Here is a 26,976-nt window from a genome sequence, read left to right as displayed (position 1 = left end):
AATGCTTAACAGGCAGCTGCAATCGGTTACACAAAGTATTGCGACGCAACAACTTTCGTTTCAGTGGAATATATCTTCCTTTTTCCTTTCAATTTGTTGACATCTTTCGAATCGCTGCCCTAGAGTCGGCCCAACCGCTTTCGAAACGCCCGGTAAACGGGTTGGGAGTCCGTGTGGAAATCTGCGTTCGTCGCTCGCCGCTGATGCTGGCCCTGGTGCCGGCCTTGATGCTGGCGTCCATGACGGCCCGCGCCGAGCCGGTCGGCAACCTGCGTTCGGTTGCCGCCAGCGCCAGCCGCGACGGCGTGCAGGGCTGGGACCTGCAGACCGACAAGGGCGCGCGCCTCCGCATCGAACTGCCGGCCACCGACATCGTCCGCGTGCAGGCCGGCCGCAACGGCACGCTGACCGGCGCCGGCGACAAGGCCGCGCCGATCGTACTGCCGCAGCCCAAGGCCAACGTGCAGGCGAAGCTGGAAGAAGACGCGCAGGAAATCCGCGTGCGGACCGAGTCCCTGGTGCTGCATGTACAGCGGCAGCCGCTACGCATGCGCCTGGAACGGCTGGACAACGGCCAGCCCACCGCGCTGTGGCAGGAACTGCAGACGCTGGACCTGGATGCCACGCAGAGCGTGCAGGTGCTGTCCTCGCAGGCCGATGAGGGCTACTTCGGTGGCGGCCAGCAGAACGGCCGCTACCAGTTCAAGGGTCGCGAGCTGGAGGTGTCCTATTCCGGCGGCTGGGAAGAGGGCGACCGCCCCAGCCCTGCACCGATGCTGCTGAGCAGCCGTGGCTGGGGCATGCTGCGCAATACCTGGAGCGATGGCAGCTACGATCTGCGCGAGGCCGACCAGTCCACGCTGCTGCATCGCGAAGACCGCTTCGATGCCTATTACTTCGTCGGCGCCGACCTGCCGAAACTGATCGAGCGCTACACCCAGCTGACTGGCCGCCCGAACATGGTCGCGCGCTGGGCGCTGTCCTACGGCGACGCCGATTGCTACAACGATGGCGACAACAGCAAGAAGCCCGGCACCGTGCCCGAAGGCTGGAGCGACGGCCCGACCGGCACCACCCCCGATGTGATCGACAGCGTGGCCAAGCAGTACCGCGCCCACGACATGCCCGGTGGCTGGATCCTGCCCAACGACGGCTACGGCTGCGGTTACAAGCAGTTGCCGGAAACCGTGAAGGGGCTGGCCGGCTACGGTTTCCGCACCGGACTGTGGACCGAGAACGGCGTCGACAAGATCGCCTGGGAAGTGGGCAAGGCCGGCAGCCGCGTGCAGAAGCTGGACGTGGCCTGGACCGGCAAGGGCTACCAGTTCGCGATGGACGCCAACCGCCAGGCGTTCAACGGCATCCTCGACAATTCCGATTCGCGCCCGTTCCTGTGGACGGTGATGGGCTGGGCCGGCATCCAGCGCTATGCCGTGGCCTGGACCGGCGACCAGAGCAGCAGCTGGGACTACATCCGCTGGCACGTGCCGACCCTGGTCGGTTCCGGCCTGTCCGGCATGGCCTATGCCAGCGGCGACGTCGATGCGATCTTCGGCGGCAGCGCCGAGACCTTCACCCGCGACCTGCAGTGGAAGGCGTTCACGCCGGTACTGATGGGCATGAGCGGCTGGTCGTCGAACGCACGCAAGCATCCGTGGTGGTACGACGAGCCCTACCGCAGCATCAACCGCGATTACCTGAAGTTGAAGATGCGCCTGACCCCGTACATGTACGGCCTGGTGCACGAGGCCGCGCAGACCGGCGCACCACCGGTGCGTGGCCTGATGTGGGACAACCCGCGCGACCCGCACGCGCAGGATGAAACCTACAAGTACCAGTTCCTGCTTGGCCGCGATCTGCTGGTGGCGCCGGTGTACCGCAGCCAGGCGGCCAGCCGTGGCTGGCGCCGCGATATCCACCTGCCGGCCGGCGGCTGGATCGACTACTGGGACGGCCGCCGCGTGCAGGCCGGCGCCGACGGTCGCCAGCTCGACCGCCAGGTGGACCTGGCCACGCTGCCGGTGTTCGTGCGTGCCGGAGCGATCCTGCCGATGTACCCGTCGATGCTGTTCGACGGTGAGAAGCCGCTCGATGAAGTGACCTTCGACCTGTACCCGCAGGGCGAGTCGCACTACACGCTGTACGAAGACGATGGCAACACGCGCCGCTACCAGCAGGGCGAGTCGAGCACGCAGGTGATCCGCGTGCAGGCGCCAGCGCAGGGCAGTGGCCCGGTGCAGGTGCAGATCGATGCGGTGCAGGGCCAGTACAGCGGCCAGCTGCCGCAGCGCCGCTATGGCCTGCGCGTGCTCAGCCGCCAGGCACCGCGTGCGGTGCAGGCCGCTGGCCGCGCGCTGCCGGCGCTGGCTGATGCCGCTGCGTTCAACGCTGCTGCTGAAGGCTGGTACTTCGATGCCGCCGAACGACGCGGCACGCTGCATGTGCGCACCGCCAGCCAGGACATCCGCCAGCCGCTGCAAATACAGCTGGACTTCGCGGTCGCCGCCGCCGCTGCCGACGATGCGTATCCGGCGGCACCGGTACTCGGCCGCGAACTGCCGGCCGACAGCCTGCTGGTGGTCAACCGCCCGGCCGAAGAGCCCGGCCACGCGCTGGAAAACGCCTTCGATGATGACCCGGGTACCTGGTTCCGCAGTGTGCGCAACCAGGCCGTGCGCACCGGTGCGCATGAATGGGTGATCGGGTTCGGCGAGCGCAGGATGATCGATGGCATCGACATCGCGCCGCGCAACGACAAGAACTGGAAGCACGGCCAGGTACGCGACTACGAGGTGTACCTGGGCGACAGCAATGGCGAATGGGGTGAGCCGGTCGCACGTGGCCGCCTGCAGCTGAAGGAAGGCGTGCAGCGCATCGCGTTCCCGGCCCATGCCGGCCGCCTGCTGCGCTTCCGCGTGCTGAGCGTGCAGAACCCGGAAGGCGATGGCGCCAGCAGCACCGATCCGATGGTTACCGCCGCACAGGGCAGTGCCCGCGCCTTCGATGCGCTGCAGCCGCGCGACGTCGGCCCGATCGCACTGTCCACCTTCCACATCCTCGAACACCAGGAACCGGAGCGACCGGCCCGGCAGCGCTATCTCTCCGAGCTGCCGGTGCCGGCCGCGCTGGCCAGCCAGGTGCGCGCCGACCAGTCGTTCCGTGGCGACGCCGGCATGCGCATGAACGGCCTGCAGTTCCGCCGTGGCCTGGGCGTCGGCGCCAACAGCCGCATCGACCTGCGCCTGCAGGGCGGCTGGCACCTGCTGCGTGCCGACCTCGGCATCGACGACGCCTGCCGCAGCGCCGGTGGCCTGCAGTTCCAGGTCTGGGGTGACAACCGCCTGCTGTACGACAGCGGCCTGGTGAAGGCACCCGGCGTGGTCAAGCCGGAGCTGGACATCCGTGGCCTTTCCACCCTGAGCCTGCGCACGCTGGGTGCGCAGGGCAGCCAACCCGCCCAGGTCTGTGCCAACTGGGCCAACGCCGTACTGATCGGCCAGGAGGGCGACTCCGCCAGCATCGTCGCCCCATGACCCCCTCGTAACACCGCTCCTCCCCCCGCCCATTCCGACTACGGCCCTCGTGGCCGTGGCCCGGGAGCGTTTTGCCCGCCGAACGCCCACGCGCTCACTTATTGCGCTGCACCCCTGCCAGGAGAGAACCCCGATGTTGCCCGCCCGCCACCACCGCCCCCCCTGTCGTTCGATCGCTCCGCTGTCGCTGGCCATCGCCGGCGTGCTGCTGTCGGTCGCCGTTCCTGCCTTCGCCCAGGAGAGCAAGGACAAGGCCACCGACCTGGCCCGCATCGAGGTCACCGGCTCCAACATCCGCCGCACCGACGTTGAAACCGCCTCGCCGGTGCAGGTGATCAGCAAGCAGGACATCCAGAACATGGGTGCGCGCACGCTGCTGCAGGTGCTCGACAACCTGCCGGCCGCCCGCCCGGCGCAGCAGGACGCGCGTTCGCTGTTCACCGGTTCCGACGGTGCTTCGCAGGCCAACCTGCGTGGCTTGGGCGCGCAGGGCACCCTGGTGCTGCTGAATGGTCGCCGCCTGTCGTACTACGGTGCCCCGGCCGGCTTCCAGACCCAGTTCGTCAACATCGATGCGATTCCGGCCGCGGCCATCGAGCGCATGGAAGTGCTGACCGACGGCGCGTCGGCCGTGTACGGTACCGACGCGGTGGCCGGCGTGATCAACGTGATCACCAAGCGCAACTTCCAGGGTGCCGAGATCAGCTTCACCAACGACACCTCCTCGCGCATCGATTCCTACGGTGAGCGGCAGGCCAGCATCACCGCCGGCTTCGGTGACCTGGCCGAGAACCGCTTCAATATCTATGGCGCGGTCAACATGTACCGTCGCGACGCGATTCCGCTGAGCGATTTCTACGACAAGCGTCCGGACCAGTACTACGTCAACAACCCGAACTACCTCAACAACCTGCGCCTGGGCGTGGGCAGCAAGCCGGGCGAGTTCAACCCGGGCACCTACTTCGCCTTCGATCCGGTCACCGGCCGCCGCGTGCAGGAAGCCGCGCCGGGCTGCAAGAACGTGCTGACCAGTGAAGCGGCCGGTCCGCGTTGCGTCTGGGAAACCTGGATGAACAACGAGATCGATGCCGGCGCCAAGTCCGAGCGCAATACCGCCTACCTCAACGGCACTTTCCTGGTGGGTGACAGCACCGAGATCTTCGCCGAGGCGACCTACACCGACATCGACCTGCGCGCCAACGGCGGCACGCCGCGCACCTACGGCACCACCACCGGCAACCCGACCAGCTGGTTCTCGCGCAATACCGGCAACACCGTCAACCAGTTCCTGTACCCGTTCCTGGGCCCCAACAACGAATACAACCATGCCAGTCCGCAGTTGAAGGCGATGATGGGCGGGGTGGTCGGCCTGAACTACCTGCTGCAGGATGCCGGCCCGAACTATTTCGGCCAGCGCAATACCGACAAGAGCTACCGCGTGCTGGCCGGTGCGCGTGGCAACCGCGGTGACTGGAACTGGGAGACCGCCTTCGCCAGCGCCGGTACCCACTCCACCACCTACCAGACGATCAACGTCAACACCAAGGGCTTCGAGAAGGCGTTCGGGCCGTACACGATCGATCCGGGTACCGGTCGGGTGATCATCTCCGACCACCCGGCGTACAAGTTCGGCGAGATCAGCGAAGCCAACGCCGCATTGATCCGTGAAGCGTTCCCGACCTTCGACATCCAGTCGTGGACCCGCCTGCATACCCTGGACGGCAAGATCGAAGGACCGCTGTTCCAGCTGCCGGCCGGTGAGATGCGTGCCGCGTTCGGCTTCAACGCCAGCCGCGAGACCTTCTACACCCCGGGTAATGCGGATGCGGCCAACGGCCTGATCACCCAGCAGGGTGGCTCGTGGTTCGATGGCAAGCGCAACACTTACGCGCTGTTCGCCGAGACCGTGGCGCCGATCACCGACAAGCTGGAACTGGATGCGGCGGTGCGCGTGGACAAGTACCCGAACTTCAGTGCCAACGTGGCGCCGAAGATCGGCTTCAAGTACCAGGCCTTCGACCAGCTGATGCTCCGCGGCACCTATTCCACCGGCTTCCGCGCACCGAGCCTGGCCGAGTCCGGCAACGGCGGCGTGTTCGCACAGCTCGGTGGCTTCCGTGACGAGCTGCGCTGCAACGAGACCAACGCCATCGCCAACCTGCTGCTGAAGTCGCAGCGGCCGGGTGACGTCGACCTCGGAAAGAACCTGCTGAACGTCGACTGCAGCCGCACCGTGGCGCGCATGACCCAGCCGAACAAGGACCTGAAGCCGGAAAAGGCCAAGATCGCCACCCTCGGCTTCGTATACGAGCCAGCAACCTGGCTGTCGGTGTCGGCCGACTACTGGTTCATCTACCGTGACAATGAAATCGTCGCGCCGGACTACCGCCGCATGGAAGACATCATCTCGATGTCGCGCTCGCCGATCACCGACAGCGACCGTGCCAATCTTGCCCAGTTGGCGGCGATGTGCGCCGACCCGGCCAGCGGCGTGAGCTGCCCGGCCACCCTGCCGGGCTACTCCGCCGGCAACGTGGCCAGCGTGGTCGGCCAGTACAAGAACCGCGGCAAGACGCTGATCGACGGATTCGACATCGACGCGCGCAGCCGCTTCTCGCTGGGCGACTGGGGCAACCTGAACATCGGCCTGGCCGCCACCATCGCCAACCGCAACCGCTTCTACATGGACGCGGAGAACGGCTGGTACTACGGCGACGTGGTGGGCTACTACAACAACCCGCGCCTGCGTGCCACGCTCAATGCAGACTGGACCTACAAGCAGGTCACCACCAGCATGTTCGTCAACTACGTGGGTGGCACCAAGTGGGCCACCGACCAGATCGACGAAGTGAGCAACAACAAGGAAACCTGCACCGGCGGCTACCTGGCCCTGCAGAAGAGCAAGTGCGATGGTGCACCGTCGTGGTGGACCGCCAACATGAGCGTCACCTGGCGCCCGGATGACGCGTGGAACCTGAGCTTCACCGTCAAGAACCTGTTCAACCGCCTGCCGTTCTACGATCCGAACAGCTTCCTGGGTGACTCCAGTGACTACGCCACCATTTTCGGTCGTGGTTACAGTGTGACCATCGGCTACCGTTTCAAGTAATTCCGTTTGCGTGACCCGGCGGGCCGGCTACGGCCGGCTCGCTGCCAAGAGGAGAGATGTCTGCCATGAAGCGTAGGGAATTCATCGCGGCCAGTGCCGCTGTCGCCGCCAGCAGCCTGCTGCCGCAGACCCCGGCATGGGCACGCGGGCGCAAGGTGCGCCTGGCCATGATCGGCACCGGGATGCGTGGGCTGGTGCTGCTGAAGGAGCTGGTGCGCCGCGACGATGTCGAGGTGGTCGCGTTGTGCGACATCGAGCCGATCATGCTCGGCCGCGCCATGGACATGGTGGTCAAGGCCGGCAAGCCGGCCCCGAAGACCTACGGCCAGGATCGCGACACCAATGCCTGGAAGCGCCTGTTGGATCAGAAGGGCATCGATGGCGTGATCATCGCCACGCCGTGGGAGTACCACGCGCCGATGGCGATTGCCGCGATGCAGGCCGGCGTGGCCGTGGGCTGCGAAGTAGTGGCCGGCATCACCCTGCAGGACCACTGGGACGTGTTGAAGACCCAGCTGAGCACCGGTACCCCGTACATGCTGCTGGAGAACGTCTGCTACCGCCGCGACGTGATGGCGGCGTTGCAGATGGTGCGCCAGGGCCTGTTCGGCGAGCTGGTGCATCTGCAGGCCGGCTACCAGCACGACCTGCGCGGCGTGAAGTTCAATTCCGGCGACCCCAACCAGCCCTACGACAGCGGCGTGGAGTTCGGGCCCAAGGGCTGGAGCGAAGCCCGCTGGCGCACCGAGCATTCGGTGGAGCGCAACGGCGAGCTGTACCCCAGCCACGGCATCGGCCCGTGCGCGATGTACACCGGCATCAACCGTGGCAACCGCTTCACCCACATCAACGCCTTCGCGACCAAGGCACGCGGCCTGCACGAATACACCGTGGCCAAGAGTGGCGGCACCACCCACCCCAGCACCAAGGTGAAGTTCAAGCTCGGCGACATCGTGACCACCACGCTGGCCTGCGAGAACGGCGAGACCATCCTGCTGCAGCACGACACCTCGCTGCCGCGCCCGTACTCGATGGGCTTCCGCGTGCAGGGCACCAAGGGTCTGTGGATGGACGTGAACCATTCGATCCACATCGAAGGCCGCAGCCCGCCGCACCAGTGGGAGGAGTTCAAGAAGTACCAGGACGAGTACGAGCACCCGCTGTGGAAGCAGAATGCCGATACCGCCGCCAGCGCCGGCCACGGTGGCATGGACTGGTTCGTCATCCACGCGTTTGTCGAGGCGCTGAAGGCCAAGGCACCGATGCCGATCGACATCTACGATGCGGTGACCTGGAGTGCGATCACGCCGCTGAGCGAGCAGTCGATCGCCAATAGTTTCCAGACGCTGGAGTTCCCGGACTTCACTGCAGGTGCGTGGAAGCAGCGCAAGCCGATCTTCGCGTTCGATGGCAGGTACTGATCTGCTCTGTGTAGAGTCGAGCCATGCTCGACTGCTTTGAACATAACGCCGGGCATAGCCCGGCGTTGTTGTTTGTGGCGTCCCCCTACCAAGCCCATGCTAGGCTCGGCCTCGTGCCGGACAGTTGATGTCAAACGACAGAGAGGAGCTGCCTGATGCGCCTGCTGACCTTCACCTGTCCACTTTGCGGCGCCGCGGGGCAGCGGTTTCCACTGCTTTCCGCATCGAGACGGCAGGCGAAGACGGCATGCAGGGGATGTGGCGTGGTGCTGCGCTCGGATCCTCGCTTGGGCCTGTATACGCTCTACCTGTTGTATACGCAGATCATCGTAATGCTGGCTGCATTACCCATGATCTGGGCCTATGCCTCGGGCCGATGGTTCTGGCTGGCTGCGATCTGGGCCGTGGTGTTGATGTTGTCCTGGGTCCCCGGCGCGATCAGGCACGCACGAAGTCCGATCGTGCGCGCCTGGCGCGATCCCGATTACAGCTATGCGCGCAGGCCGGGCGCTACCACTACGCGCGCCGCTGCAAACCCCGGGCAGGGTAGCGATGTGCCAGGTGCCAGCCAATGATCCGGCCGATCATTCTGCTCCTGACCGCAAGCATGGCCGCGTGTGCATCGCACCCGGCCGATGCCGTGCAGTGTCCCGAGGCCACGATCACCTACATCGGCAGTGAAACTGTGGATACCGTGGTCCTTGGCAGGTTCCAGATCGCTACGGAGGGATCGCAGGCACTACGGCTGCCACTGGCCAGCATGGATCGGCAGGCGCATGCACACGCCGTATCGACCGATATCCGCGACGAACACGGTCTGGCCTGGCGTCCCTTCAGTGTTGTTCTGGAAGAGCTCAAGCCGCCGGCTGCGGACCTGGTGGTTGCACGTGGTGAGATTGAAACCTTCCTGTACGACGGCAAGGGCGCCTTCCTGCCCGGTGCCGTGCAGAAAGGGCAGGCGCTTTCCATCGTCGTGCGCGATCTTCAAGGTTGCACACATCGCTCGATGCCGTTCGCTCCTGAGCCACGTTGACGTGGAAGCGCAAGCGAGAGGCCCGGGGTGACGGGAACGAGCAGGGGAAGATGGCGCGCCCGGAGGGATTCGAACCCCCGACCAATGGCTTCGGAAGCCACTACTCTATCCGGCTGAGCTACGGGCGCGTTGTAGAACCGCCGCGCCACCGGCCAGTGCCGGGGCGGGCATCGCAGCGCCATGAGGCGGTGCGGGACCGGCATTCTATCCAGTTTCGCCGAACAAATCTCCCCCCACGGGCAAAGCCCTGCCGGAGGGGCAGGAGTATCCTATCGCCATGGCTGATACCCCCCTCACTTCGCCGCAGTCGCCGGCGACGCCGCGTTGGCGGCATTACTGGAGTCTGATGCGCGCCGATCGCCCGATCGGCACGCTGCTGCTGCTGTGGCCCACCTGGTGGGCGTTGTGGCTGGCCGCAGGCGGCCTGCCGCCGCTGTGGACCCTGTTCGTGTTCACTGCCGGTGTGTGGCTGACCCGCTCGGCCGGTTGCGTCATCAACGACTACGCCGACCGCTGGCTCGACCCGCACGTGGAGCGCACCAAGGCGCGCCCGCTGGCCACCGGTGCGATCAGTGGCCGTGCCGCGCTGGCGCTGTTTGCGGTGCTGATGCTGGTGGCATTTGGCCTGGTGCTGACGATGAACGGGCTGACCATCGGCCTGAGCTTCATCGGCGTGTTCCTGGCCGCCAGCTACCCCTACCTGAAGCGCTACACCCATCTGCCACAGGTCTACCTGGGAATGTCCTTCGGCTGGGGCATCCCGATGGCGTTCGCCGCCGTGCAGGGCGAGGTGCCGATGCTGGGCTGGCTGCTGTATGCCGGCAACATCCTGTGGTCCACCGCCTACGACACCTGGTACGCCATGGTCGATCGCGAGGACGACCTGAAGATGGGCTCGCACTCCACCGCGATCCTGTTCGGTGACCTCGACCTGGTCATCCAGGGCGTGCTCTACGCGCTGTTCCTGGCCACCATGGCGCTGGTTGGCGTGCGTGGCGGGCTGGGTGGGTACTACCTGGCCGGTGTGGCCGTGGCCACGGTGCTGGTGGTGTACGAGTTCTGGATCTGCCGCAATCGCGAACGCGGTCCATGCTTCAAGGCGTTCCTGCACAACAATTGGGTGGGTGCCGCGCTGTTTGCCGGCATCGCCGTGGACCTGGCGCTGCGCTGAGACGCGCAGCCGAGCGTGGGCTCGGCTCTACAGGTGGCCCCCCGAAACCGGATATCCGTAGCGCCCGAGCCCATGCTCGGGCGGCGGCGCACAGCGCCGGGCCTTCCGCCGCCTACGACCAATAGGTGGCTGACAGCCTGCACCCCACCGCCCAGAATCGATCCATCGAACCTGGGAGGGTAGGCGATGGCCTCGAAGGCAGCAGTACAGGATGGCTGGATGGCGCGCGCAGCGCTGCGCTCGGCCGCCTGGGCGGAAAAGTGGTTCCCCGACGCGTATGTGTTCGCGGTGCTGGGCGTGGTCATCGTCGCGCTGGCCGCGATGGGCTTCGGCTCGACCCCGCAGGCCACCGCCAGCGCCTTCGGTGACGGCTTCTGGAGCCTGATTCCCTTCACCATGCAGATGGCCTTCGTGGTCATCGGTGGCTACGCCGTGGCCACCGCGCCGGTGGTCGCACGCTTCATCGATTTCCTCGCCCGTGTGCCGCGCACCGGTCGCGGCGCGGTGGTGTACGTGGGCCTGGTCAGCATGCTCGCCTCGCTGCTCAGCTGGGGTTTCTCGCTGGTGTTCGGCGGCCTGCTGGTCCGCGCGTTGGCCCGCCGTACCGAGCTGCGCATGGACTACCGCGCGGCCGGTGCTTCGGCATATCTTGGCCTGGGCGCGGTGTGGGCCATGGGGCTGAGTTCCTCGGCCGCACAGCTCCAGGCCAACCCGGCCAGCATGCCGCCGGGGCTGGTGGAGATCACCGGCGTGCTGCCGTTCACCGAAACCATCTTCCTGTGGCAGTCGATCGCGCTGACCGCAGTGCTGATCCTGGTCTCGCTGCTGATCGCTTGGCTGACCGCGCCTGCGGCCGGCAGTGCGCGTACCGCCGAGGATTTCCCGGGCGCCGCGCAGGCCGAGCCGGAGCCGCTGCAGCGGCGCACGCGCCCGGGCGAGTGGCTGGAATACAGCCCGCTGCTGACCGTGCTGCTCTCGTTGCTGGCGTTCGGCTGGCTGTTCAACGAGTTCGCCAACAAACCGGTGGTCACCGCCATCGCCAACCTCAACACCTACAACTTCCTGTTCATTTCGCTGGGCCTGCTGCTGCACTGGCGCCCGCGCAGCTTCCTCAACGCGGTGGCCAAGGCGGTGCCGAGCACCACCGGCGTACTGATCCAGTTCCCGCTGTACGGCGGTATCGCGATGATCCTCACCCACGCCGCCGGCGGTGACGGGCAGACCTTGGCGCACCGGCTGTCGAGCCTGTTCGTGCACGTGGCCAGCACCGATTCGTTCGCGCTGGTGATGGGCGTCTATTCGGCGGTGCTGGGCTTCTTCGTGCCGTCTGGTGGCGGCAAGTGGATCATCGAGGCGCCCTACGTGATGCAGGCCGCCAACGAACTGAAGGCGCACCTGGGCTGGGCCGTGCAGGTCTACAACGCGGCCGAAGCGCTGCCGAACCTGATCAACCCGTTCTGGATGCTGCCGCTGCTGGGCGTGCTGGGCCTGAAGGCACGCGACATCGTGGGCTTCACCTTCATCCAGCTGCTGGTGCATATCCCGCTGGTGCTGGGCCTGCTGTGGCTGCTGGGGATGACGCTGGCGTACGTGCCGCCGGTGATGCCATGAATGCAGCGTTGGCTTCCCTGTGTGAGCCGGGAAAGCCAGCCTCGTTCAGCGCGTGTCTCCGGCTGCGAGCGCCATGAATGCGTGCAACGCAGATGACGGCATGAGCACATGCCGAACCCGCATGAATCCTTCAGGCGCTTGTGCCGCAAGAGGTTCCGCGCGTTCATTCACAGGCGTACACACGAATGTAGCCGGCCACCCACGTGTGATTAACCAATCGCTGCAGACGATGGTCCCGTCCACCGCATTCCGCGCGTGGCTTTGGAGATCGGACATGGCACAGCAGAACCAGAACCCGAACCAGAAGCAGCAGGGCCAGCAGAACCAGCAGGATCAGCAGCAGGGGCGCGGCCGCGACCAGCAGCAGCAACAGCAGCAGGAACAGCAGCAGCGCAACCAGCGCAACCAGCAGCAGGGTGGGCAGGACGAGGAAGAGTGACTTCGATGCCCCAGCCTGGGCAACCCGCGAAGCCCCGCCCTGTGCGGGGCTTCGCTTATTCCAGCACGCCGATGCGCTGCAGCACCGGCGCCGCCGACATGTCATTGGGATTGGTGCCGGGTTGGTCCTGCGGCACGTCCATGCCCATGCCGCGGTACAGATCCACCCAGTGCCGGGCGATCTGCCCGGTCTGCGGGTTGCGGAAGTTCATCGGCTGCAACGCGAACACATGGTGCGCACGGAATGCGCGCTCGATGAAGTCCGAGCAGTAGTAGCTGTCCTCGTTCAACACGTATGACGTGTTGTACGGTTTGCCCAGCATCGTGCGTGCGGTCGCGATCGCATCCTTGATGGCGGCCTGCTGCGGTGCCTGCAGGCGATAGACCACGATCTGCCGCTGCCTGGCGCGGGCGTCCTGGCGGAACTCGACCAGGGATTGCCGGCGCGATCCCTTCTCGTCGGCGTGCAGTACCTCCCACCCCTGCGACGCCAAGGCGACAAGGGCCACGTGGTCGAAGCTGGGGCCGTGCTGCTTGCCGGTGGCATCGTCGATGGCCGCGCTGAGGCCGCTGCGGCCGGCGGTGACGAACAGCAGGTCGCCTTCCCGGACCTCCAGTGCGGCCACAACACCAGGCCACAGCGTTGGCGCCAGCAGGGAGAGGGCAAGCAGGAATGCGCGCATGGGGGCCAGGGTCGAAGCGTGTGCGGCGTAGTCTAACGGCTGCTGCGATGACGTTGATTTCAGTCCAAGTGTGATATGAGTCTCAATTCAGCATGTCGGGATATTCCTGACAGCGGATGTTGAAACTGAATCGACAGAGGCATGGCTATCCTTGCCTCCCTACCGCGCCGGAACCGCGCGCGACCGCCCGGAATCAGGAGGATCCCTTGAACCAGCTCCGCCCCGTTGCCCTGCTTGCGCTTGCCCTGGGGCTTGCGCTGTCGGGCTGCAAGCCTGCGCCCCAGGCTGCCATCACTGACGCCGCCGCACCGGCTCCGAGCAGCACGGCCGCCGCCACGACGCCGGCCACGCCGGTTGCCGCGGCCCCGGCAGACGCGTCTGCCAGCTGCCCCCATCCGGTCTTCGACGACTTCCTCAAGCATTTCGGCAACGAGATCGCGCTGCAGGAAACGTCCACTGCCGATCCGCTGCTGGACAGCCACATCGATGGCGACGCCGAGCCGGAGCCACGCAAGGTGGAGGAGAAGGTGCCGCTTGCCAAGGTCGAATGGCCGGTGATGCCGGACCCGGCCACGCTGCAACGCCAGGGCCGCGAGATGCAGGTCACCCGCCTGCCCGACGGCCAGGTACAGGTGCAGATGCGCACCCCCGATACCAGCGACCAGCAGATCTACACCTTTGCCCAGAAGCCGTGCTGGCAACTGGTCAAGCGTGAGGACGAATCGATCTGACCCCTGAGCGACCGCCTGCGGGCGGTCGTGTGATTCACCCAAGGAGCACCGCATGCGTCTGTCTCCCGTTGCCCCCGTGCTGGCCCTGATGCTTGCTGCCTGCAGCGGCCCTGAGGCGGCTGCACCGGCGGCGGCCCCCGCTTCTACTGAACCGGCAGCGAAGCCGGCCGCACCAGCGGCTGCCGTTGCGGACCTTCCCACCTCTCTTACGCGCGACGAGACCGGCATGCATATCGATTGCCAAGGCACCCGCCTGCACCTGGCGGCCCAGCCCACCCAAGACACGGACGCTTCCCGGCTGACCACGCTGGAAATCGAAAAGGACGGCGCACGCCAGGCCATTGCTGCGCCCAAGGAGATGGACGGCTATACCGCCGTTGGCCTGGCCTGCGTGCAGGACCGCAGCGGTACGCCGTACTTCGTCGTGCAGTACGGTGAACTGCCGTTCGGCTGCAGCTTCTGCGAGTGGTACTACCTGTACGACGCCAGTGGCCGCCAGTTGACCCACAGCACACCCCCGCTGCGCGGCGCGGAAGGCGAGGAGCAGGAGCCCAACAACGACGAGTACGAGACGTTGATCGACTCGCTCGGCATCAAGCACCCGGAGGTGAACTACATCGAAGACTGAGCGCAGCGGCAGGACGTCGCACGCGCGCTGTGAACGCAGCACCGCAGTACCGCAGTACCAGAAGTACCAGGAGCAGTACCCCTTAAGGAAATCCCCTTTTTCATAGAATGGATAGCACAGACATGGCAGACATCTACCAGGACATGGTCCAGCCCCGCGGGGCGGCCTACAGCAGTGACCGCATCAAACCGTGGAGCCACTACCGGGAGCCGATCGACCAGAGCGACGGCCGCCTGCATGGCAATTCCCGCCGGTGGGGCGATGCGACCCCGGAAGTACAGTCACGGGTGATCGACACGATCATCGAGTCGGCGCGCGAGAAGGGCCTGACCCCGCGCGAAACCGCGCACGTGCTGGCCATCGCCCGCGTTGAATCGGGCTTCAACCCCGATGCCGCCGCTGGCACCACCTCGGCCTCGGGCCTGGGCCAGTTCATCGACAAGACCGGCAACCACTACCACCTCAACAGCCGCAACCGCTTCGACGTCGGCGCACAGTCCGATGCACTGGTTGACCATTACATCGATAACCGCACGCTGGCGCACAAGCGCGGCCAGGGTGAGGAGTACATCTACAAGTACCACCACGACGGCCCGACCCGCGATTACGGCGGCCTCACCCTGTCTGAAAAGAAGGTGATGCCGTACGTGGACAAGTACGAGCGGTTCGTGGAGCAGCGCCTGGGCCTGACCCACGGCCAGTCCCATGGCAGCCACGCGGCCCCCTCCGCAGCTGCGGCCACCCACGCGCAGGCCAAGCCGGCAGCGGCGCACGCCGAAGGCCAGACCCGCACCTTCGAGCAGACGATGCAGGTGATGCTGCCCCCGCAGAACGGGGTCAAGCCGCACGTTACCGGTGAGTTCGGCGAACACCGCGCGCACAAGCCGCACGGTGGCACCGACTTCAACTATGTCGGCGGCCAGCACGGTCGTAATCTGCAGCACCCGACCGTCAACGCGCCGATCTCCGGAACGGTGACGTTCGTCGGTGGCGACTACGGCACGGTGAAGATCAGGGATGCACAGGGCAACTCGCACGAGATCCTGCACCTGCACTCGACCCAGGTGAAGGAAGGCCAGCCGATCAAGGCGGGCGAGCCGATCGGCACCATGGGCGGGCGTGGCCCGGGCGGTGCGGGGCAGTATGCCCAGCACGTGCATTACCAGTTGAAGGATCCGCACGGCAAGCTGCTCAGCCCGCAGGACTTCTGGGACCACGGCAAGCTGAAGGAAACCGGCAAGGGTGGCCATTCGCATGACGCCGACCACAACGGTGTGCTGCGCCAGGGGGCCAAGGGCGAGGCAGTGACTGCGCTGCAGAAGGAACTCAACCGCCTGGGCGTGCGCGACGGCCAAGGCAATCCGCTGAGCGAGGATGGCAAGTTCGGTGCCAATACCAGGGACGCACTGATCGCCTACCAGAAGCAGCACGGGCTCACCGCCGATGGCGTGGCGGGTCCGGCGACGCTGGGCAAGCTGGCCGAAGGCCGCAGCCATGCCGAGGCGGCGCCGAAGGGGCCGCAACTGGGCGACAAGGCGCATCCGGATACGCCGCTGCACAATGCGATCCGTGGCCACATGCCGGGCATGATCTGCAACGAGATGAGCGCGCATGTGACCGCCCAGGCCAAGGCCGCCGGCATCGATTCACCGGAGAAGCTGCAGGGCGTCACCGTGCAGGATGGCAAGGCCTTCGTCATCGGCACCGTTCCCGGCTTCCGTACTGCGGTGGACATGACCCAGACGGCACCGAGCCTGCAGGAGACCAGCGCTGCAATGCTGGCCAAGCATGAGCCTTCGCAGCAACACGTGCAGGACGAGCAGCAGCGCGTGGCCATGGGCCGTTGACCGCTGCGTGTGAAGAGGTGTGTGGTAAAGGAGGCCGGCCGGGGTAATCCGGCCGGCTTTTCCGTTCATGGGGCAAGGACATACACGGATGCTGTTTCGCATGATGCACAGCACGCCGCCATTGCAAGGCATGGCGTCCACATGAGCCGGGTGCTGCGGTGGCGCAACGCATGGCAGCGGGTAGGGCTGGCACTGCTGCTCTGCCTATTGCCGCTGCCAGTGCTGGCGGCGGCCGCGATCCCGGGACTGGATGACCCGGTGGTGGACACCGCCAACGCGCTGTCCGCCAGCACCCTCGCCACGCTGCGCGAGCAGGCATTGCAGCTGCAGGCACGCAAAGGCGCGCAACTGCAGGTGCTGGTGGTGCCCAGTGTTGGCGATGACGGCATCGAAGCCTATGCACAGCGCGTCTTCGAACAGTGGCAGCTGGGCCGCGCCGGTGTCGATGACGGGGTGTTGCTGCTGGTGGCAGTGCAGGACAGGCGCGTACGCATCCAGACCGGCTATGGCCTGGAAGGCACCATTCCCGATGCCTATGCCGCGCGCATCATCGACAAGGCGATCGTGCCGCGCCTGCGTGAGGGAGACCTGGACCAGGGCCTGCTGGACGGCAGCAAGGTGCTGGTGGCGTTGATCGATGGCGAGCCGCTGCCGCCCCAGGAAGATTCATCCGCACGCAACCTGTTGCCAGCGGATTGGCGCACAGGGGATTCGGTCGTTGCCCTGACGTTGCTGGTGGGGTTCCTGGCCGGTCTGTGGCGATCACCGCCGCGCCTGATGGCCACCAGGACCGAGGCCGAGTTCAGCTTTAAACGCCGTGAGCGACGGCGCAAGGCATTGGCAGCCAATGCGGCAATGCCCAGGCCGAATTGGCCGACATTGCCTGCCTGGGGTAGACCGCTGCTGGTAACGGCAGTGATGGCCGCTGGGTTGGTTTCGGCGACGCTGCTGCTGCCGCGGCATGTGCTGCCTGCGCTGTTCTGCGTGCTGTTACCTGCTGTACCGGTGGCGGCGCTGCTGGGATGGTGCTGGCGTCGCAGCCGTGGTGTGCGCATCGTGCTGTGCGGCATGTTGGCCGTCAGTATCGGTTTCTTCGCGGTGATGCCGGTCCGTGGCCAGTTGCCGCCCAGCCTTGCCCTGCACACGTTGCTGAACCTGGCGGTCGCCCTTGCCGCCATGCTGGTGTTCTTCCTGGTGCAGGCCGGCCGCGCGCGCTGGCGCAAGAACCGCAACAGCTTCGCCGTGCGCCTGGTGGTGCTGGTGCTGTTGACCGGCGCCTATGCGCTGGGCGCGCTGCTGGCCATCGACCGGGCCAGCGACGGGAACGCACGCGTGTTGGCGATGATCGTGTCCAGCGTAGGCACGCTGTTCCTGTACTTCATCTGGCTGTTCACCCTGCTGCCCGGCGAAAAAGCACGCAGCGGACGAAGGTCGTCCCAAGGCTACCGTTCCTCGTCCAGCACCTCGTCGTCGAGTTCGTCCTCGAGCAGTTCCGGCGGCTGGTCCGGTGGTGGTGGTCGCAGCGGCGGCGGCGGCGCTTCGGGCAGCTGGTAGCTCAGGCCGCCCACACCCGCCAGCCCAGCGCGGCATCGCGCAGTTCGCCGCTACCGTTCACATCACCCACCTGCAGCTGCACGCCCTGGGCACTGGGCAGGTCTTTCTGCTCGGGGAACCAGCGCCGGTCCGCAGCAACCACGATCAGCAGGCCTTCGTCGTCGCCCATCGGCGCGAACTGCGGCGACGGCGGGCTGATCGGCTGCAGGCCGAAGCGCTGGCTGGACTGTTCGCGCACCGCATCGACATCGTGGCTGGGTAGGCCAACCTCGCTCAGGCAGGTCAGCTCGCTGCCATGGAAGGCGCCTGCGCGCGTGCTGACTGGCAGACGGCGCCGGCCGATCAACTCGAGGATCAGGCCATCAGGACCGGTGAAGTACACCGACTGCGACTGCCAGCTGCTCTCCAGCGCAAAGTAATCCAGGCCCTCAGGATTACGTTGCAGCGGGGCCCGTTCGCGCAACCAGGCCATCGCCTCGCCGAAGCGGTTGTCCGGTACGTTGAAGGCCAGGTGCACGCCACCGACGGGGTAATCACCCGCCGGCTGCAGTTCGATGGTGCTCCAGCCGATGTGCACATGGTTGCCGACCACGCGCTGCTGCAGCACATCATGGAAATACGCGGCCACGGAAGCGACGTCGGATACCGGCAGGGTGAGGTGCAGCAGGCGCATGATCGATTCTCCGTGGACGCGCCCACTGTAGCGCCGGGCCACGCCCGGCGGCCACTAGCGCAGTGAATGGTCGAAGAACCGTACTGCTGCGTCCACTGTCTGCGCGTGGGTCTTTGCCTTTGGCACTGACGTGCTGCAGAGGTCCTGCAGCCGCTGCTGCCCGGTCGGGGTGCATGCGGCGAGGAAATCGTAATGGCCGACACCTGGCAGCAGCTGCAGTGCAGCGCCCGCAATCACTGCACGCGCGGCCGCGCCATTGGTCTGTGGCGGCGCAACCGTGTCAGCCTCGCCAAGCACAATCGACACGGGCAGCCGCAACGAGGACAGCTGCTCGGGCGCGAAGGCCTGGATGATCGCCGGTGCCATCAGGAACACCGCGCGCACGCCGGGAATGGCGCGTGCGTCGTTGGCGTGGGACATCCACGGCGACAGCTCGGCCGACGCCGCAGCGGCAACACGCGCCTCCATCGTGTGCGTTGCCGCTTCCTGTTGAGGCCGGCAGACGCCGTCATCCGGATGCGCCGTGCAGAACGCCAGCAGTCGCTGCAGGTCCGGTTGCGCCCCTGCCGCCAACAGCGCGGTGTAGCCACCGGCCGAGAAACCGGCAACACCTAGGCGTTCAGGATCGACGTGCGGGCCCAGCACTGGATCGGCCTGCACGGCCGCCAGTGCCGCGCGCAGATCATCCGCGCGCAGCCAGGTCAACATGCTGCCATGGAGGGTCATCTGGTCGGCACCATTGTTGCCGGGATGATCGACCGCGATCACCAGATAACCTTTCCGTGCCAGCGCGGTGCCCAGCCAGCCCATCATGCGCGCGCTGCCGCCGTTGCCATGCGACAGCAGCAGTGTCGGCAGGCGAGCGCCTGCGGGCAGCGCATCCATCGCCGAGCGACCAACATCGAACAGGGGCGTGCCAGGCGGCCCGATGGTCACCTCGACTTCGCTGCTATCGGCCGGTGCCGGATACCACACCGTGTAGCGCAGGGTGTTGCGGTGCTGCGCATCGCGCACGGCGGCACTGGCCACCGTCGTGGTGCCATGGCGCTCGCCGGCTTTCCAGGTGTCGCCTGCGTGGGCGGAGAGCGCCGCTGCCATCAGCAGCAGCCCGACAATTGTGATGTTCACGCGCATCTTCAGCTCCATGTCAGCAGGGACGTTCGTCTACCGGCAGCCAGATCTCCACGCCGCCGTTGCCAGTGTGCTCGTTGAACCGGGCGTCGTAGCGCTCCAGGTCCGGCGCGTCGGCCAGGCTGAGGCCGGCGCTGGGCAGGTAGTGATCCAGCAACCAGAACCAGGTCGAGCGGATGGCCGAGATGTGCCCGCCGTGCCAGGCCACCAAGTAGCGTCGTGCGGGCACATCCACGCGCTGCCAGTGCGCGGGTACAGGGCCAAGTGAACCAATCGGCAGCGCGGCGATATAGTCGAAGCCGCCGTCGTCGTCGTTGTTGCAGCACACCCCAAAACTGACCGGGGCCGGCGCCGGCCATTCCCGGTTGAGCTGGGCCCACTGCCCGGGAATGGCACCGCCGCTGTTGCGGGTATGGCGCATGCCGATGCCGGCCAGCTGGAAGGCCGGGGTGTCGAGCAGCTGTGGCGCCTCAGCGCAGGCAGCCGGCGCCTCGTCCACGCGGATCGCCTGCACCAGCGCCAGCCCATCGGTGCCCTGTTGGCGTACCCGTTCCGGTGTCTGCCCGAACTGTTCGCTGAAGGCACGGGTAAACGCGGCATGAGTGGTGTAGCCCGCGCCAATCGCCACCTGCAGGATGTCGCATGCGCCGTTGGCCAGCCGCTGCGCGGCCGTTGTCAAGCGGCGCCCACGCAGGTAACGGACCACCGACGTGCCGGTGCGGGCCTGGAACAGGCGCGACAGATGGAATGGCGACAGTCCCACCGCAGCGGCGATATCGGCCAAGGCCAGCGGCTGCTCCGCATGGGTTTCGATGTACCACACCGCCTTGCCTGCCGCACTCATCCTGTCGTTCCATGAATCCGATGCTGGACACAGTAGCGGATCGGCAGGCGCGGCGTTTAGCAGTTCTTGCGCCTGCGCGGACTCAAGCTGTCGCACTGACGTCATGCCTCCTTCACAGATCGCGCCGAGACTGCGCGCCTTGTCCAGGCCTGGGATATCCCTGCAGGTGCTGGCCCCGTCGCGTCCTCCCGGAGTCCTGCCGTGCATCGTTCGAAGCTTTCGCGTTCCATCCTCCTCGCCCTTTCCATGGCCAGCGCAGGAGGCGCGATCGCAGCGGAGGCCGATGCGGTCGATGCCGCAGGCGGCAGCCGCGCCGCGCCCACCCAGCTTGATGCAATGCTGGTCACCGGTACCCGTGCCTCCAACCGCACCCAGTTCGAAACACTGGCGCCGGTGGACGTGTTCAGCAAGGAAGACATCAGCTCCGTTGAATCCACCGATCTGAAGGACGTGCTTGCCCAGCTGGTGCCATCATTCGTGGTGCAGCGCCTGCCGATGGCGGACGGCCAGGTGTTCGTGCGTCCGGCTACGCTGCGTGGCTTGTCGCCGGACCAGACCCTGGTGCTGGTCAACGGGCGTCGCTTCCACCGCAGCGCGCTGCTCGGCAACCGTGGTGCACAGGCGGCCGACCTTGCACAGATTCCGACCAGCGCGATCAAGCGCATCGAAGTGCTGCGCGACGGCGCATCGGCGCAGTACGGCTCGGACGCCATCGCCGGTGTCATCAACATCATTCTTGAGGACGGCCCCGGCACCGGGATCACCGCCGGCTATTCGCAGTACGCGCAGGGCGACGGTGCCTCGCGCGACTTCAGTGCGCGCACCGGCTGGTCGCTGGGCGACTATGGCAGCCTGGTGCTGTTCGCCGAGTCGTCCAATTCAGACGCCACCTCGCGTACCCGCCAGCGCCCGGATGCGATCGCCTTCCAGGCTGTACATCCGGAGCTGGAGGTGCCCAACCCGGTGCAGCGCTGGGGCCAGCCGGAACTGGAAAGCCGCCGCGTCGGCTTCAACGTGAAGGCCAACGCCAGCGACGCGCTGGAGCTGTATGCGTTCGGTCTTTACAGCCACAGCGATGGCGTCAGTGATTTCAACTGGCGCAATCCGGACACCACCACCGGCGCCTACCGCACCACCGTCATCTTCCCGGGCTGGAACCTGCGCTCGATCTACCCGGTGGGTTTCAGCCCGCAGTACGGCAACGTCCAGAACGACCTGCAGCTGGTCGGCGGCCTGCGCGGCGAGATCACACCGAAGCTGCGCTGGGACGTGAGCGCCTCGTATGGCCGCAACGCCATCGACTACAGCCTGAAGAACTCGATCAATGCCTCGCTCGGCCCGGCCAGCCCGACCGACTTCGATCTCGGCCGCCTGACCCAGACCGAGAAGAACGCCAACGCCGACTTCAACTATGAGTGGGACGTGGCCGCGCTGACCAGGCCGATCAACGTCGCCTTCGGTGGCGAGTTCCGCCAGGACACCTACCAGGTGCGCGCCGGTGACCCGGCGTCATACGCGGTGGGTCCGGGCGCGGCTGCAGGCCTGGAGGCCAATTCCAATGGTGCGCCCGGTTTCTCGGCCAGCCAGGCCGGGCAGTGGAGCCAGCGCAGCAAGGCCGCCTATGTGGACATGGAAGTGCCGCTGGGCGAGCGTTGGAGCATCGGTGCGGCCAGCCGCTACGAGGACTTCTCCAGCTTCGGCAGCACGCTGGACGGCAAGCTCTCGGCGCGCTTCGCGATCACGCCGGATGTAGCCCTGCGCGGTACCGTGTCCACCGGCTTCCGTGCGCCGACGCCGGCGCAGCTCAACACCACCAGTACCACCCAGGGCCTGGACACGCGCACGCTGCAGATCTTCACCAGCGGCCGCTTGTCGCCGAACGATCCGCTGGCGCAGCTGCTCGGTGCCAGGCCGTTGAAGCCGGAAGAATCACGCACCGCCTCGCTCGGCCTGACCTGGCGCACCGACCTGGGCCTGTCCGGTTCGGTGGATGTCTACCAGATCAAGCTCACCGACCGCTTCAGCCAGTCGGCCAGTTTCGCCATTCCGGCCGGTACGCCCAATCCGCTGGGCTATACCTCGGTGAACTATTTCACCAACGACTTCGATACCACCACCACCGGCGTGGACGTGGTCGGCAACTACCTGCGCGACCTCGGCGCGGGCCGCATGACGCTGACCCTGGCCTACAACTACAACCGCACCCGCGTGGACAACGGCAGCACCTCGGTGGCAACCAATGAGACCCAGCGCGTGCTGTTCGAAGACCGCCTGCCCGAGCACAAGGGCAGCTTGACCGGCAGCTGGGACATCGGCGCCTGGTCGCTGATGGCACGCATGCGCTACTACGGCGCCTGGACCGATTCCAGCGGCAATGCAGTGGGCGATATCTACCAGCGCTTCGGCGCGATGAGCTTCCTCGACCTGGCTGTCGGCTATCGCATCAACGAACATCACAGCCTGCGCGTGGGTGCCGACAACGTGTTCGACCGCTATCCGGACGAAGCCACTTTCCAGGCCAGTCGCGGCCTGGTCTACTCGCGCAACGCGCCGTACGACACCGACGGCGCCAACCTGTACGCGCAGTACCGGCTGAGCTTCTGATGGACCCGACCCGCCGCTTCCTGTTGCGTGCCGGCTCCTTGCTGCCGGCCGCAGCCGCACTTTCTTCACTGCCCGCCATGGCTGCCACGCGTTACGCTGCGTCCATGCAGATTCCCGCAACGACCGTGGCGCCGGACGTGCTGGCCCGCGATGAGAGCTACTGGGCCGCCGTGGCCAGCCACTTCGACATCACCGACGAAGTGAACCACCTGGAGAATGGCTACTGGGGCGCGATGGGCCGCGAAACGCTGGCCAGTTACCAGCGCCATACCGCTGAAGTGAACCGTGGCAACGCCTGGTATGGCCGTCATGCGTTCCCGGCGCAGTACATGGCGGTGCAGCGGCAGGTGGCCGAACTGCTGGGCGTGGGCGTGGATGAGATCGCACTGACCCGAGGCGCCACCGAGGCGATGCTGGCGCTGATCGGTGGCTACAACCGCCTGCGGCCCGGCGACCAGGTGCTGTACGCCGACATCGACTACGACAGCATGATCGGTGCGATGCGTTGGCTGCAGCAGCGCCGTGGCGTGCAGGTCGAGCGCATCGCGCTGCCGGTGGTGCCCGACCATGTGCAGATCCTGCAGGCCTACGAGGCCGCGTTCGCGCGGCTGCCACGCCTGAAGCTGGTGCTGCTGACCCAGGTCAGCCATCGCCATGGGCTGGTGCTGCCGGTGGCCGAAATCGCCGAACGTGCGCGGGCACGCGGCATCGACGTGATCGTTGATGCGGCGCACGGGTTCGGCCAGATCGACTACGCGGTGCCGCAGCTCAAGGCCGATTTCGTTGGCATCAACCTGCACAAGTGGATCGGCGCACCGGTCGGCGTCGGCGCGATGTATGTGCGCAAGGGCCGCGTTGCGGACCTCGACCCGTACATGGGCGAGACCGACGATGGCCGCGTGGGCAGCCGTGTGCACACCGGCACGGTCAACTTCGCCGCTTACCTGGCGCTGCCAGAAGCGATCGCGCTGCACCAGCGTATCGGCGCGGCCAACAAGCAGGCGCGCCTGCGCTACCTGCGCGAGCGCTGGACGGTGCCTGCGCGGCAGATGGCGCATATCGAAGTGCTGTCTTCACCGGACCCGGCGTTGGCCAGCGCATTGGCCAGCTTCCGCCTGCACGGGCGCACCAGCGTGGCTGACAACATCGCGCTTCAGAAGCGCCTGCTGGACGAACACCGCGTGTTCACCACGCATCGTGACGGGTTGGACTCCGGCGCCTGCGTGCGGGTGACGCCGTCGGTGTTCACCCGACCGGAGCAGTTGGATGCGCTGGTGCAGGCGCTCTCTGCCCTGGCCTGATCATGAACGGTAGTGCCGGCCGCTGGCCGGCAACCTCATGATCGTCGCCCACGAGCAGCTGCCGGCCAGCGGCCGGCACTACCGATCGGGTGGGTGCCGACCGTTGGCCGGCACATCCCATCGACGATCTACCTCTGATCTGGTGGGTGCCAACCTTGGTTGGCACATTCCGACCGTGCTGGGGAATCTTCTGCCGGCCAGCGGCCGGTACTACCGATCGGGTGGGTGCCGACCGTTGGTCGGCACATCCCATTCCACGCTTACCGCTCGATCGCCGGCAACGCATCGGACAACAACAACCGGTCAATCCGATGCAACGCACTCTCCAGCTGCCCTCGGTCCGCTGCCAGCCCCAGCGACAACCGCACGCCGTACTGGAGCGAGACCCCCGGCGGACAGAACGCCGATGACGGCGCAATCGCCAGCCCCTGCAGCTGTGCGGTACGCACCAGCGTGGCGTCGGTCCAGGGTGCCGGTATCCGGCACCAGGCATGCAGGCCCTCCGCGCGCTGCAGCAGCGACGGCGCGAGCAGGTAACGTGCCATGCGCATGCGCTCGCGTGCCTCGGCGCGTACCTGGGCCAGCAGTGACTGCGCCGAACCATCCAGCAGCAGTTGGCTGGCCAATGCCGAGACCAGCGGATGGCCCATCAGCCGCGTCGCCCGCAACGCAGCCGTCATCGCCTCGGCGTGCGCAGCGCTCGGGCACTGCACGAACGCGGTGCGCAGGCCGGGGCTGATCACCTTCGACAGCGTCGCCACATAGAACACATGGCGCGGTGCCAGCGTTGCCAGGGGTATCGGTGCATCTTCGGCAAGGTGCCAGTACGGATCATCCTCGATCGCCAGCAGGCCTTCGCTCTCCAGTACACGCGCCAGCGCCTCGCGCCGCTGCAGCGGCAGGGTCAGCGCGGTCGGGTTCTGGCAGGTGGGGTTGAGATAGACCAGGCGCGCGCCGCTTTCGCGCGCCTGCCGCAGCAGCGCTTCAGGGCACATGCCGTGTTCGTCGCTGTCCACCGGCATCAGCCGACGCCCCAGCGCCGCTGCGGCCTGCAACAGGCCCGGATAGACCAGCGCATCGCACAGGATCGTATCGCCATCGCGGCCCTGGCTGACCAGGATCGCGGCCAGCGCCACCTGTGCACCTTCGGTCAGCAGCAGGCAGGCGTCGTCGACCGTTCCCAGCATGGGTCGCAGCCAGCGCGTTGCGGCGTGACGATCAGTGGGATTGCCGCCGCCCAGGTGATAGGTCATCAGGTTCGGCGCGTTGCTGCGTGCAAGCACGGCGGCGGCGCCACGGCGCAGCATCTCGGCCAGCGCATCGGCGTCGGGCACTGGCGGTACGTTCATGCTCAGGTCCACCACCTGGTCGAAGCCAGCCTTGGGCGGTGCGATGAAGCTGCCCTGTGGTCCACGCGCTTCGATCAGGCCACGCTTGCGTGCTTCATCAAAGGCGCGGGTGACCGTGGTCAGGTCGATGCCCAGCTGCTGCGCCAACGCGCGCTGCGAGGGCAGGCGCTGTCCCGGTGCCAGACCACCACGGCGCACCGTGCGTTCCAGCGAATTGACGATGCGCAGGTAGATCGGACCGCTGTGCGCGAGCACGTCCTGCACCCACTCGCGCGCTGCGACATCCGGTCGCGGCATGTACGGAGCATGTCGGGGCGTATCGTTGCTTCCAACGGCGGGAGCCTGTCCATAACCATCGGTCGGTTCGGACAGGTGACCGCCGTTGTTGTTTGCGGCGGTCGCGCCACCCAGAGCCAGTGATGTCATTGCGCGTCCTCAGCGCTTGGCCTGCCACGGGCAGTAGCAGCCCACGGCAAGCAGTCCCTTGGGGCGCACGGTTTCGCCGCGCACCAGTCTGTCCAGCAGCGGTTCGACGAAACTGTTGGCCGAGTTGCAGACCATGCCGATGCTGTACGGGCCGGCGTAGGCCAGATGGCCCTGCCGGTCCCAGATCGCCACCGCAGGGCTGGCCGGGATGTGCTCGATGCCGTCGATGGTCGGCAGGTTGATCACCTTGCTGCGCAGCGGCTCGGGCAGCTCGCCCTGCGTGCCAGGGCGACGGATCGCGTAGAAGTCGATGCCGGCGCGGCGGTACATGCTGATCAGGTAGCTCAGGTGGGCACCGGTTTCGCGGTTGCAGACCGCACATGCCGGGTCCCAGAAATGCACCACGCGGATGCGGCCGGTATCACTGGCCAGATCGGCTGGCAGGCGCAGTTGCGAGTCGTCGAAGACGATGGCCTGTTCGGTGAACGTGGATTGCGCGCTGTAGCCGAAGTACTGCCACAGTGCAGCCGCCACGCCTGCCATGAACAGGCAGGCGAGGGCGATCATCGTCGGCAGCAGCAAGCGGCGGCGCGGCGCGGCTGCGCCCATCAGGAGTCTTCCCGGCCGAACTTGTGCACGTACTGCTTGCGCATCTCGCGGCAGGAATCGGCCTGCGCGCGACGCTGGATCTCGCTACGCGACGGATCCTCGCTGCGCTGCAGGCACTGCTCGATGGCATGGCGTTCGGCGGCCTGTACGTCCACGGTCTGTGGCTGCAGGCAGACCCAGGCCAGCGCGGCCAGCATCAGCACCACAAAGCCACCGCACCCGGCCATCACCAGGTGGAACTTCAGTTTCTCGGCGCGCATCGATGCACGTCCCTTCATCC

General features: G+C 66.6%; 21 protein-coding genes and 1 tRNA gene. 14 read left to right on the top strand and 8 right to left on the bottom strand.

Annotated features, from left to right (window positions below; genetic code table 11):
- The first annotated feature begins 173 nt into the window (after window positions 1-173).
- From G370_RS0116730 to G370_RS0116710, 5 genes are all read left to right on the top strand, one after another.
- Window positions 174-3,533: a TIM-barrel domain-containing protein gene (locus tag G370_RS0116730; RefSeq protein WP_019661625.1), complete on the top strand. Its 3,360-nt coding sequence runs from the start codon at window positions 174-176 to the stop codon at window positions 3,531-3,533.
- Window positions 3,534-3,666: 133 nt separating this feature from the next.
- Window positions 3,667-6,642 (top strand): TonB-dependent receptor, encoded by a 2,976-nt coding sequence (locus tag G370_RS0116725; RefSeq protein WP_019661624.1) that lies wholly within the window; start codon window positions 3,667-3,669, stop codon window positions 6,640-6,642.
- Window positions 6,643-6,707: 65 nt separating this feature from the next.
- Window positions 6,708-8,063 carry a Gfo/Idh/MocA family protein gene (locus G370_RS0116720; protein ID WP_019661623.1) on the top strand — a complete coding sequence of 452 codons (1,356 nt, stop codon included), beginning with the start codon at window positions 6,708-6,710 and terminating at the stop codon, window positions 8,061-8,063.
- A gap of 155 nt (window positions 8,064-8,218) precedes the next feature.
- Window positions 8,219-8,638: a hypothetical protein gene (locus G370_RS0116715; protein WP_019661622.1), complete on the top strand. Its 420-nt coding sequence runs from the start codon at window positions 8,219-8,221 to the stop codon at window positions 8,636-8,638.
- On the top strand, window positions 8,635-9,096 hold the full coding sequence (locus G370_RS0116710) for a hypothetical protein (RefSeq protein WP_019661621.1): 462 nt from the start codon (window positions 8,635-8,637) through the stop codon (window positions 9,094-9,096). The genes G370_RS0116715 and G370_RS0116710 overlap by 4 nt, the downstream gene beginning before the upstream one ends.
- A gap of 51 nt (window positions 9,097-9,147) precedes the next feature.
- Here the strand turns inward: G370_RS0116710 and G370_RS0116705 are convergent.
- A tRNA-Arg gene (locus tag G370_RS0116705) sits at window positions 9,148-9,224 on the bottom strand.
- Between the two features lie 149 nt (window positions 9,225-9,373).
- Between G370_RS0116705 and ubiA the strand changes: the two genes are divergently transcribed.
- The 3 genes from ubiA to G370_RS1000000121790 all read left to right on the top strand — a co-directional run bounded on the left by ubiA (window position 9,374) and on the right by G370_RS1000000121790 (window position 12,317).
- Complete coding sequence (gene ubiA, locus G370_RS0116700; RefSeq protein ID WP_019336794.1) at window positions 9,374-10,267, top strand: 4-hydroxybenzoate octaprenyltransferase; 894 nt, start codon at window positions 9,374-9,376, stop codon at window positions 10,265-10,267.
- A 186-nt stretch (window positions 10,268-10,453) separates the two neighbouring features.
- A complete protein-coding gene (locus G370_RS0116695; protein ID WP_019661620.1) occupies window positions 10,454-11,878 on the top strand; it encodes a short-chain fatty acid transporter in 1,425 nt (474 codons plus the stop codon).
- A 274-nt stretch (window positions 11,879-12,152) separates the two neighbouring features.
- Window positions 12,153-12,317, top strand: coding sequence for a hypothetical protein (locus G370_RS1000000121790; protein ID WP_005414774.1), 165 nt, complete (start codon window positions 12,153-12,155; stop codon window positions 12,315-12,317).
- A 55-nt stretch (window positions 12,318-12,372) separates the two neighbouring features.
- On the opposite strand, the gene G370_RS0116685 is transcribed toward G370_RS1000000121790, so the two are convergent.
- Window positions 12,373-12,999, bottom strand: coding sequence for a YiiX/YebB-like N1pC/P60 family cysteine hydrolase (locus tag G370_RS0116685; protein WP_019661619.1), 627 nt, complete (start codon window positions 12,997-12,999; stop codon window positions 12,373-12,375).
- Between the two features lie 206 nt (window positions 13,000-13,205).
- Between G370_RS0116685 and G370_RS0116680 the strand changes: the two genes are divergently transcribed.
- The 4 genes from G370_RS0116680 to G370_RS0116665 all read left to right on the top strand — a co-directional run bounded on the left by G370_RS0116680 (window position 13,206) and on the right by G370_RS0116665 (window position 17,759).
- A complete protein-coding gene (locus tag G370_RS0116680; protein WP_019661618.1) occupies window positions 13,206-13,730 on the top strand; it encodes a hypothetical protein in 525 nt (174 codons plus the stop codon).
- Between the two features lie 52 nt (window positions 13,731-13,782).
- Entirely contained in the window at window positions 13,783-14,358 is a 576-nt protein-coding gene (locus G370_RS0116675; protein ID WP_233653611.1) for a hypothetical protein, read from the top strand.
- 122 nt (window positions 14,359-14,480) lie between these two features.
- On the top strand, window positions 14,481-16,205 hold the full coding sequence (locus tag G370_RS0116670) for a peptidoglycan-binding protein (RefSeq protein ID WP_019661616.1): 1,725 nt from the start codon (window positions 14,481-14,483) through the stop codon (window positions 16,203-16,205).
- Between the two features lie 141 nt (window positions 16,206-16,346).
- The gene (locus tag G370_RS0116665) at window positions 16,347-17,759 is read left to right on the top strand and encodes a TPM domain-containing protein (RefSeq protein WP_019661615.1); all 1,413 of its coding nucleotides are present in this window, start codon (window positions 16,347-16,349) and stop codon (window positions 17,757-17,759) included.
- A gap of 1 nt (window position 17,760) precedes the next feature.
- Here G370_RS0116665 and G370_RS0116660 read toward each other — a convergent pair whose 3' ends face one another.
- Genes G370_RS0116660 through G370_RS0116650 form a run of 3 tightly spaced genes read right to left on the bottom strand, consistent with a single transcriptional unit; the run spans window position 17,761 to window position 20,407 of the window.
- Window positions 17,761-18,432: a VOC family protein gene (locus G370_RS0116660; protein ID WP_019661614.1), complete on the bottom strand. Its 672-nt coding sequence runs from the start codon at window positions 18,430-18,432 to the stop codon at window positions 17,761-17,763.
- Between the two features lie 54 nt (window positions 18,433-18,486).
- Window positions 18,487-19,530 (bottom strand): alpha/beta hydrolase family protein, encoded by a 1,044-nt coding sequence (locus tag G370_RS0116655; protein WP_425423344.1) that lies wholly within the window; start codon window positions 19,528-19,530, stop codon window positions 18,487-18,489.
- Between the two features lie 49 nt (window positions 19,531-19,579).
- The gene (locus tag G370_RS0116650) at window positions 19,580-20,407 is read right to left on the bottom strand and encodes an AraC family transcriptional regulator (RefSeq protein WP_019661612.1); all 828 of its coding nucleotides are present in this window, start codon (window positions 20,405-20,407) and stop codon (window positions 19,580-19,582) included.
- Between the two features lie 201 nt (window positions 20,408-20,608).
- Here G370_RS0116650 and G370_RS0116645 point away from each other — a divergent pair, with 201 nt between their 5' ends.
- Together G370_RS0116645 and G370_RS0116640 are read left to right on the top strand one after the other, a co-directional pair.
- Window positions 20,609-23,011 (top strand): TonB-dependent receptor plug domain-containing protein, encoded by a 2,403-nt coding sequence (locus G370_RS0116645; protein ID WP_019661611.1) that lies wholly within the window; start codon window positions 20,609-20,611, stop codon window positions 23,009-23,011.
- On the top strand, window positions 23,011-24,312 hold the full coding sequence (locus G370_RS0116640; protein ID WP_019661610.1) for an aminotransferase class V-fold PLP-dependent enzyme: 1,302 nt from the start codon (window positions 23,011-23,013) through the stop codon (window positions 24,310-24,312). The genes G370_RS0116645 and G370_RS0116640 overlap by 1 nt, the downstream gene beginning before the upstream one ends.
- Before the next feature lie 260 nt (window positions 24,313-24,572).
- Here G370_RS0116640 and G370_RS0116635 read toward each other — a convergent pair whose 3' ends face one another.
- From G370_RS0116635 to G370_RS0116625, 3 genes are read right to left on the bottom strand one after another with little or no spacing between them, the layout of a single operon-like run.
- Window positions 24,573-26,087, bottom strand: coding sequence for an aminotransferase-like domain-containing protein (locus tag G370_RS0116635; protein WP_019661609.1), 1,515 nt, complete (start codon window positions 26,085-26,087; stop codon window positions 24,573-24,575).
- Between the two features lie 9 nt (window positions 26,088-26,096).
- A complete protein-coding gene (locus tag G370_RS0116630) occupies window positions 26,097-26,696 on the bottom strand; it encodes a DUF6436 domain-containing protein (RefSeq protein ID WP_019661608.1) in 600 nt (199 codons plus the stop codon).
- A complete protein-coding gene (locus G370_RS0116625; RefSeq protein WP_019336318.1) occupies window positions 26,696-26,974 on the bottom strand; it encodes a hypothetical protein in 279 nt (92 codons plus the stop codon). Before G370_RS0116625 ends, G370_RS0116630 begins: the two co-directional genes overlap by 1 nt.
- Window positions 26,975-26,976 lie beyond the last annotated feature (2 nt).

Source organism: Stenotrophomonas hibiscicola ATCC 19867, assembly GCF_000382065.1.
GTDB lineage: Bacteria > Pseudomonadota > Gammaproteobacteria > Xanthomonadales > Xanthomonadaceae > Stenotrophomonas > Stenotrophomonas hibiscicola.
This window is presented reverse-complemented; position numbering and strand designations above follow the sequence as displayed.

Coding starts and splice junctions, on each gene's coding strand:
- G370_RS0116725 (WP_019661624.1), top strand. CDS start 3,667: ATGTTGCCCGCCCGCCACCACCGCCCCCCCTGTCGTTCGATCGCTCCG.
- G370_RS0116720 (WP_019661623.1), top strand. CDS start 6,708: ATGAAGCGTAGGGAATTCATCGCGGCCAGTGCCGCTGTCGCCGCCAGC.
- G370_RS0116715 (WP_019661622.1), top strand. CDS start 8,219: ATGCGCCTGCTGACCTTCACCTGTCCACTTTGCGGCGCCGCGGGGCAG.
- G370_RS0116710 (WP_019661621.1), top strand. CDS start 8,635: ATGATCCGGCCGATCATTCTGCTCCTGACCGCAAGCATGGCCGCGTGT.
- ubiA (WP_019336794.1), top strand. CDS start 9,374: ATGGCTGATACCCCCCTCACTTCGCCGCAGTCGCCGGCGACGCCGCGT.
- G370_RS0116695 (WP_019661620.1), top strand. CDS start 10,454: ATGGCCTCGAAGGCAGCAGTACAGGATGGCTGGATGGCGCGCGCAGCG.
- G370_RS1000000121790 (WP_005414774.1), top strand. CDS start 12,153: ATGGCACAGCAGAACCAGAACCCGAACCAGAAGCAGCAGGGCCAGCAG.
- G370_RS0116685 (WP_019661619.1), bottom strand. CDS start 12,999: ATGCGCGCATTCCTGCTTGCCCTCTCCCTGCTGGCGCCAACGCTGTGG.
- G370_RS0116675 (WP_233653611.1), top strand. CDS start 13,783: ATGCGTCTGTCTCCCGTTGCCCCCGTGCTGGCCCTGATGCTTGCTGCC.
- G370_RS0116670 (WP_019661616.1), top strand. CDS start 14,481: ATGGCAGACATCTACCAGGACATGGTCCAGCCCCGCGGGGCGGCCTAC.
- G370_RS0116665 (WP_019661615.1), top strand. CDS start 16,347: ATGAGCCGGGTGCTGCGGTGGCGCAACGCATGGCAGCGGGTAGGGCTG.
- G370_RS0116660 (WP_019661614.1), bottom strand. CDS start 18,432: ATGCGCCTGCTGCACCTCACCCTGCCGGTATCCGACGTCGCTTCCGTG.
- G370_RS0116655 (WP_425423344.1), bottom strand. CDS start 19,530: ATGGCAGCGGCGCTCTCCGCCCACGCAGGCGACACCTGGAAAGCCGGC.
- G370_RS0116650 (WP_019661612.1), bottom strand. CDS start 20,407: ATGAGTGCGGCAGGCAAGGCGGTGTGGTACATCGAAACCCATGCGGAG.
- G370_RS0116640 (WP_019661610.1), top strand. CDS start 23,011: ATGGACCCGACCCGCCGCTTCCTGTTGCGTGCCGGCTCCTTGCTGCCG.
- G370_RS0116635 (WP_019661609.1), bottom strand. CDS start 26,087: ATGACATCACTGGCTCTGGGTGGCGCGACCGCCGCAAACAACAACGGC.
- G370_RS0116630 (WP_019661608.1), bottom strand. CDS start 26,696: ATGGGCGCAGCCGCGCCGCGCCGCCGCTTGCTGCTGCCGACGATGATC.
- G370_RS0116625 (WP_019336318.1), bottom strand. CDS start 26,974: ATGAAGGGACGTGCATCGATGCGCGCCGAGAAACTGAAGTTCCACCTG.